Source organism: Ruegeria sp. BE3 (assembly GCF_056538865.1).
In genome coordinates this window covers 1-6588 of sequence record NZ_JBQFTW010000020.1, presented here as the reverse complement: position 1 = coordinate 6588, position 6588 = coordinate 1, and the positions used below count along the sequence as shown (strand labels likewise).

The following is a 6588-nucleotide window of genomic DNA, read 5'->3' as shown; positions in this document are numbered from 1 at the left end:
CGTGGTCGTCTACTAAGACCCTGCGAAAGAGTTGTTTCAAGACGGCGTGCCAACCGGCGCGCCGTTTTTATTTTCCAGGCCGAGTCGCACCAAGCAGGATGATCAGATGTTGCGCAAGGCCTAAAACACGACCACCAGATGGTGGTAACCGTTGTTTACGCCTGATCGCGTTTTTCGCTCATTACCGCATTTAGATCCGCATTGCCCCCGGAAACGATGGCGACAACTGTTTTACCGGCCCAGCGGTCCGCATATTTCAGAGCGGCGGCAAATGCCACGGCACCCCCGGGTTCGGCCAGGATTTTCAGCTCATCCAGCAGAACCCGGATCGCGGCAAGCGCCTGTCCATCCGTAACTGCAAAACCATCCGAAACCAGTTTTTGGTTGATGGGAAACGTCAGTTCACCAGGGATCTGAGTAACAATGGAGTCGCAGACAGACTGATGACCCGGATCATTTCCAATGCGTTTTCCGGCCTGGATGGACTTGCGGGTATCGTCGAAATGTTCCGGCTCTGCGACAAAAACTTCAGTCTCGGGGCACAGAGCGTTTAGCGCCGTTGATACCCCGGCAATCAAGCCGCCGCCGCCCACCGGACAGACGACCGCATCAGCGCTGACGCCCAACTGCTCCAGCTGTTCGGCGATCTCAAGCCCGACAGTGCCTTGACCGGACATCAGGACATAGTCGTCATAGGGCGGAACCATGACCGCGCCGGTACGTTCGGCCACGTCTTTGGCGATCTGGGCGCGGTCTCCGGTTTCGCGGTCATAAGTGATCACCTCGGCACCGTATTCTGCCGTGTTGCGCAGTTTGATAGAAGGCGCGTCGTCGGGCATGATAATTGTTGCACGGACACCCATTGCGGCAGCGGCGGCGGCCACACCCTGCGCGTGGTTTCCCGATGAAAAGGCCACGACACCGGATTGACGTTCAGCCTCGCTTAAGGATGCAATCTTGGTGAAAGCACCGCGGATCTTGAAAGACCCGGTGCGTTGTAGGCATTCCGGCTTCACCAACAGGCGAAAACCCAGCCGGGCATTCAACAGCTCGGATTCCAGAAGGGGTGTAACGCGGGTGACACCGTTCAAAGTGTCGGCTGCAGCCCGGATCATTTCCAATGTCAGCATGTTCAGGTTCCGATCTGCAAAGTGGCGGTGTGAGAGTTAAGCAATGCAATCACGCTCTGCGGAGTGATCCGGCCCGTGGCGGCATTTTCGTCCGTCGGGCGGTTCTGAATGCTCATGGTGAAATCCGAACTGTTCGAGGTAACGCGCACCGTGTGTTTGTTTCGCGTCAGCGTTGGATCGGCCCAGACTTCCATCCGGGTTCGATCCGGTCCCAGCCCCGCAAGGCTAAGCGCGGCGGCCACGTTAACATTGGCTGGGAACTACTGTGCCACCTCGGTGACGCTGCCGGAAATGATCTGTTTCGCCTCGGTCAGGCCCGATAGATCCAGACCGGTTTTGCTCAGATAAGGGGCATTGATCAGGCCGGCCACCGGTTTGCGGGTCTCAATAGTTACGGACTTGATCTCGCCCACCGCAACCGCCTTGAGCGCATCCAGCCCCAGCATCGCACCGGATGGAATAATAATCCGCCCTCCTGTGTCACGCGACAGCTCGACCAGATCCTCACGGCCCAGCAATTGACTGCAGGACATGACAATCAGGGTTTTCCCGGCCTGTAGCACCGGCTTTGCAAGGTCGTCGAACAACTGTGGCGGCAACCCTTCCAGAACCCAGTCGCAATTCGCTGCCAGGGCGTCGAAATCCATAAAGGGTACTGGCTTCGACAGCTCGGCGTTTAACGCATCGAGACGTTCGGGGCGACTGGCCGCCATCCCCGTCAGTGCAAATCCGGGTATCTGGCCGCGATCGATGGCCCGGGCCACGTTACTGCCAATCGCTCCGATACCCGCAATTCCCAGCTTTTTTTGTTCCATAAGTTCCTCATTCCGTCCGAGTGCCATCGCATACAATGGCCTTGTTCAAAAAAAATGCCCTCGCCGAGGGGGCGTGGCGAGGGCGGAAACCGGTGCAATCAGCGTACTAGTGGGAGACTGACTGCTGACGACACACGGTTTCAAAAAGGTCGAGGCGGTCAGGCGCATCGCAATAAGACAACACCATGCGGACGTTTTCCCCTGTAAGACCGCAGTTCCACGGCCGCAGGTGGAACCCGTTTTTGTTCAACGCCTGGATCATCTCTTCCGGAAGCGACGCGAAAACCTCGTTGATATGTACGGGATGGGCGAACTCCACGCCGTCGCACTGTGCCAGAGACTCCGCAATCCGCGCCGCGTTGCCGTTAGCCAGCAATGCGTTCTTGCGCCAAAGATCGTTTTCGAGGAAGCGGAGCAGCTGCGCCGACATGTAGCGCATTTTAGAGGACAGATGTCCGGCACGTTTGTGCATGTACCGCACCACCTCGGCGATTTTTGGATCAAAGGTGATAACCGCTTCGGCGTTCATAGTCCCGTTCTTGGTGGTCCCCAGCGTCAAAAGATCAACGCCCACTTTCCAGGTCATTTCGGCAAGCGTCGCATTCAGATGTACCAGCGCGTTCGAGAACCGCGCGCCATCCAGATGTACTTTCATGCCGTTGTCATGGGCGATTGCCGACAATGCGCCGAGCTCGTCGAGCGAATAGGTCACACCACACTCGGTCGCCTGCGTCACGCTCAGCGCGCTGGCCTGCATGTGGTGGACATTTCCAATCCCATGATCTGCAAGAGCCTGCCGAAACGTTTCCACACTGATCTTGTTATGTTTTCCGCGCAGCAGGGTCATGCGCCCCCCGCCCGAATAAAACTCGGGCGCGCCGCATTCGGTGGTGACGATATGTGCCGCTTCGTGACAGAAGATCGTCCCGTAAGGCGGGGTCACCGCCCCCAGCGCCAGACCATTTCCCGCCGTTCCTGTCGGGACCGGAAAGACAAAGCACTTGCGTTCGAAGAATTCGGAATAGGCCTGATCCAATCGTTTCGACCATTGATCCGCGCCATAAGCCGTTTCAACACCGGAATTACACTCGATCAAGGCCTGCATGATCTGATCGCAAACCGGCGCGCCATTGTCCGAATTGAAATGATAGACGGGCATCTCAGACGAACCCTCCGCCGAATTCATTCGCGGCGTCCTGCAGCACGTCCCACAGGTAATGGGCCGAGGCGAAATCCGTCAACATGTGCAACGCATATTCCCCGTCCTGATCCGCCCGGATCAGAATCGCGCCGATCCGGGCCACGACGGTCTGTGCAACCTCGCCTTCGGAATGCGACAAGGTCAACTGACCCCCGTCGCGAATACATCATGTTGTAATCCAGCTCATTGGCCAGATTTTCATAGAGCCGCAGCGAGCTGGCATAAAATTTGATTGACCGCTGATCGATATAGTTCGACCGGATTACGGTGGTGTTCCGGGCAGTGTTACCGCCGCCCAGATAATTCTTTTCCAGGATCGCCACATTGGTGATGCCGTGTTTGGTGGCCAGATGATAGGCCAGCGACACACCATGACCACCGCCACCGACGATCACCACATCATAATGCAGCTTCAGATCGGGTGTCTGAGGAATCTCTTCCCGAGCCGGATATCGGCGGGACAACCCATATTTCAGTAGTGCAAGCACCATGATCAGCCATCCACATTCGGAAGCGGGATGGCAAAGGCGCCATCACGTTCGATAGCATGCGCAGCCCGGATCACTGTGCTCTCTTCAAAGTATCGCCCCACCAGCTGCAGCGCGATGGGCAGCCCTTCGGAATGCATCGCGCAGGGCATGGTCAACGCCGGGTGGCCTGACATGTTAAAGAAAGTGGTGAAACGGGTAATCGCGTTGCCAACTGCTTCGTCCACGCCGTCACGTGTGGTTTTCACAGTGCCGACCTTTTGTGCGATTTCCGGGGTAGCCGGCGTCAGGATCAGGTCCACATCATCGAATAGCGCGTTGGTTTTCTGCCGGTACATTTCCACAAACCGCTTGGCGCGCACATAATGCTCAGCCAACAGGGTTTGCCCCAGCGCCAGCCCGGCGCGGAAATCCTGACCATACAGATCGCCGCGTTCCTGCAGATAGGCGGAATGAGCGCTCAGGGCTTCGGGCATCTGGACAGTCAGAGATACGGCGCGGCTGTGTTCCAGATCGGGGAATGTGACTGGTACCAGCGCAGCGCCTCGCGCGCTAAGGAAGGATTTGACCTGTTCCATTGCTGCCAGAATTTCCGGGTCGGTGCGCTCATAATAGAAATTGGCGGGAATCGCGATGCGTAGACCCGCGATATCTTGATCCAGCGCCTCGGCGTAATCATCGACAGGGATGTTCTGCGAGCCGGGATCGCGTGGGTCATAACCCGCCACGATACCAAGGAAATCAGCGCAGTCGGCAACATCGCGTGTCATCAGGCCGACATGATCCAACGTCCAGCAATAGGGCACAACACCTGCAGTAGGAACCCGGCCAATGGTTGGTTTCATGCCGACCAAACCATTCAGAGCGGCAGGCGCGCGAACCGATCCACCTGTGTCGGTGCCAAGCGATGCAGGCACCAAACCGAATGCAACCGCCGCCGCCGATCCCGATGACGAACCGCCCGCAAGTCTGGTCGGATCGTAGGCGTTGACGCAAGTTCCATAGACCTCGTTCTCACCGGTCGCGCCATACGCAAACTCGTGCAGATTGGTTTTGCCCAGGCTGACGGCCTTGGCGTTACGCATTTGCGCGATGGCAAAGGCGTCCTCGGTTGCGATACGATCGTGAAACACACGCGATCCGGCTGAGGTCAGAACCCCTTCGATATCAAACAGATCTTTCGACGCGTATGGAATGCCCGCGAAGGGCGACGCAGCCAGATCGTCGACGCTCAGGTTTGCAGCTTCGGCGCGCGCAGATCCGTCGGTTACGGTGATGAACGCTTTGGAGCGGTCATTGTGCTGCGCGATGCGCTCTGCGAACACATCGATCAGCTCGGCAGGCGTGATATCCTTGGCAGTCAGCCGGTTTTTCAGTCCGCGAACGGTATCAAAAGCAATCTCGGTGGTCATCTGTCTATCGTTTCTGCACGGTCAAGGCTGGTGGCGTGGTACCCAGATCGATCTTGCGCAGCACTTCCAGCTCATCCAGCAGGTCCTGAAACCCGGTGATGATGCCAAGCTGCGGGTCGACGAGTTCGTTGATCTCGGCATCGCTCCAATCGTGCGAAGCCATTTGGCTGCAGACACCTGTCAGCGTCTCTTTGGTCAGTTTTTCCATATGAATCCCGGGCAAATAGCATCCAGAGAGGATGGTGCGCCCCGTCTGGCGCACCATAGTATCTTAGCGCAGAATCAAGGTTTCCGGCGTCTGATTGGTCAGCACTTCACCACCATTCTCTGTCACCATGACAGTGTTCGATATGAAGTAATCCGTCACATCAGTGTTGGTGAACCAGGAATGCGCGTGCACAACCATTCCAACCTCGATCTTGCGTTCAGAGTTCGGGAACAGCGAAGTCACCATCGAACCACCGGTCCAGCTGGGCGGGAAACCAATGCCAACCAGATAACCGCAGTGGTGACGATGATAGTCGTTCAAGCCGGCGCTGCAGGCGACCTCACGCCAGGTATCATAGGCATCACCTGCCTTATTACCGGGTTGAAGCGCCTCGCAGATGGCTTTCATGCCGCGGATGGCCAGTTCGGCAGATTCGTGGGCACCATCGGGCGCGTCACCGACATAGACCAGTCGACCCATCGGTGCCTGATACTTGCGATAGGCGGCGCAAGTTTCCATGAACACCGCATCGCCGTTGCCGAAGGTGTCACCACGCCACGTAGTATGTTCCTCACCCAGACGGGTGGTCGGGCGGAAGAATGGGCCGAAGCCCGGATATTCGCTGCCCTCAAGGATCATCTTATTGTTGTAAGCGGCCGAGATTTCATAGTCCGACGCCCCGTCGCGCACAGCTTCAATCGCAGCCAGCGTGCCCAAATCCGCAGCGCGTGCGGCTTTGCGGGTATATTCCATCTCGAGCGTGGATTTCACCAGACGGATATCGTCGATGATACCCGACGCGTCGCTCCACTGCGTACCGGCACCGTCGTCCTGAATACGCTCGGCGTGGCGCGGGGTCAGGAACAGACTGCGCTTTTCAATGCCGACGCGCCCGCCCATGATGCCCAGATCCTTCATCGCCTGATGCACGTAGTCCGACAGTTCTTCATGGTCCTTGTGACCATAGAATGCGGCGTTGTTCACCTGGTTGTCATAGGTGATCTTTTCCATCGCGCGGCAGGCCAGACCCATCTCGCCATTGCGGTTCAGGATCACCACATGGGCCGCAAAGAACCCCCAGTGATCCATACCTGTCAGGTAGTAGATGCTTTCGGGAACCGAGATCAGGATTCCGTCCAGATTGTTATCGGCCAGCGCCTGGCATGCGCGATCAACGCGTGTCTTCAGCTCTTCTGCGGGAAAAGGCATGGCGTTCATGATCATGTCTTTCATCGATAGTGCCCTTATTTACTGAGCAGGATTTGTCGAGGGTAGTTTGTGATGTATTCGAATCCTGTTTCGGTGACGACGACGGAGTCGCCGATCCGGCCAGC

At 57.3% G+C, this 6588-nt stretch carries 7 protein-coding genes and 1 pseudogene; all 8 read right to left on the bottom strand.

Annotated elements, in window-relative coordinates; all coding sequences use genetic code 11:
* Positions 1 to 155: 155 nt before the first annotated feature.
* Positions 156 to 1130 carry a threonine ammonia-lyase gene (locus tag ACR0AZ_RS21515; RefSeq protein WP_480668232.1) on the bottom strand — a complete coding sequence of 325 codons (975 nt, stop codon included), beginning with the start codon at positions 1128 to 1130 and terminating at the stop codon, positions 156 to 158.
* Positions 1131 to 1132: 2 nt separating this feature from the next.
* Positions 1133 to 1378 (bottom strand): annotated as a pseudogene (locus ACR0AZ_RS21510) (aspartate dehydrogenase domain-containing protein); the annotation flags it as partial.
* A 12-nt stretch (positions 1379 to 1390) separates the two neighbouring features.
* Positions 1391 to 1945 carry a Gfo/Idh/MocA family oxidoreductase gene (locus tag ACR0AZ_RS21505; RefSeq protein WP_480668231.1) on the bottom strand — a complete coding sequence of 185 codons (555 nt, stop codon included), beginning with the start codon at positions 1943 to 1945 and terminating at the stop codon, positions 1391 to 1393.
* A 106-nt stretch (positions 1946 to 2051) separates the two neighbouring features.
* Positions 2052 to 3131 (bottom strand): threonine aldolase family protein, encoded by a 1080-nt coding sequence (locus ACR0AZ_RS21500; RefSeq protein WP_480668230.1) that lies wholly within the window; start codon positions 3129 to 3131, stop codon positions 2052 to 2054.
* Entirely contained in the window at positions 3128 to 3637 is a 510-nt protein-coding gene (locus tag ACR0AZ_RS21495) for an FAD-dependent oxidoreductase (RefSeq protein ID WP_480668229.1), read from the bottom strand. The genes ACR0AZ_RS21500 and ACR0AZ_RS21495 overlap by 4 nt, the downstream gene beginning before the upstream one ends.
* Positions 3638 to 3639: 2 nt before the next feature.
* The gene (locus ACR0AZ_RS21490) at positions 3640 to 5046 is read right to left on the bottom strand and encodes an amidase (RefSeq protein ID WP_480668228.1); all 1407 of its coding nucleotides are present in this window, start codon (positions 5044 to 5046) and stop codon (positions 3640 to 3642) included.
* A 4-nt stretch (positions 5047 to 5050) separates the two neighbouring features.
* Positions 5051 to 5254, bottom strand: a complete 204-nt coding sequence (locus ACR0AZ_RS21485) for a hypothetical protein (protein WP_480659510.1) — start codon at positions 5252 to 5254, stop codon at positions 5051 to 5053.
* Between the two features lie 63 nt (positions 5255 to 5317).
* Positions 5318 to 6487, bottom strand: coding sequence for a M24 family metallopeptidase (locus ACR0AZ_RS21480; RefSeq protein ID WP_480668227.1), 1170 nt, complete (start codon positions 6485 to 6487; stop codon positions 5318 to 5320).
* Between the last annotated feature and the right edge of the window lie 101 nt (positions 6488 to 6588).

What these genes read in the sequence shown, in the direction of transcription:
- ACR0AZ_RS21515 (WP_480668232.1), bottom strand. Translation starts at nt 1,130, where the DNA reads ATGCTGACATTGGAAATGATCCGGGCTGCAGCCGACACTTTGAACGGT.
- ACR0AZ_RS21505 (WP_480668231.1), bottom strand. Translation starts at nt 1,945, where the DNA reads ATGGAACAAAAAAAGCTGGGAATTGCGGGTATCGGAGCGATTGGCAGT.
- ACR0AZ_RS21500 (WP_480668230.1), bottom strand. Translation starts at nt 3,131, where the DNA reads ATGAATTCGGCGGAGGGTTCGTCTGAGATGCCCGTCTATCATTTCAAT.
- ACR0AZ_RS21495 (WP_480668229.1), bottom strand. Translation starts at nt 3,637, where the DNA reads ATGGTGCTTGCACTACTGAAATATGGGTTGTCCCGCCGATATCCGGCT.
- ACR0AZ_RS21490 (WP_480668228.1), bottom strand. Translation starts at nt 5,046, where the DNA reads ATGACCACCGAGATTGCTTTTGATACCGTTCGCGGACTGAAAAACCGG.
- ACR0AZ_RS21485 (WP_480659510.1), bottom strand. Translation starts at nt 5,254, where the DNA reads ATGGAAAAACTGACCAAAGAGACGCTGACAGGTGTCTGCAGCCAAATG.
- ACR0AZ_RS21480 (WP_480668227.1), bottom strand. Translation starts at nt 6,487, where the DNA reads ATGAAAGACATGATCATGAACGCCATGCCTTTTCCCGCAGAAGAGCTG.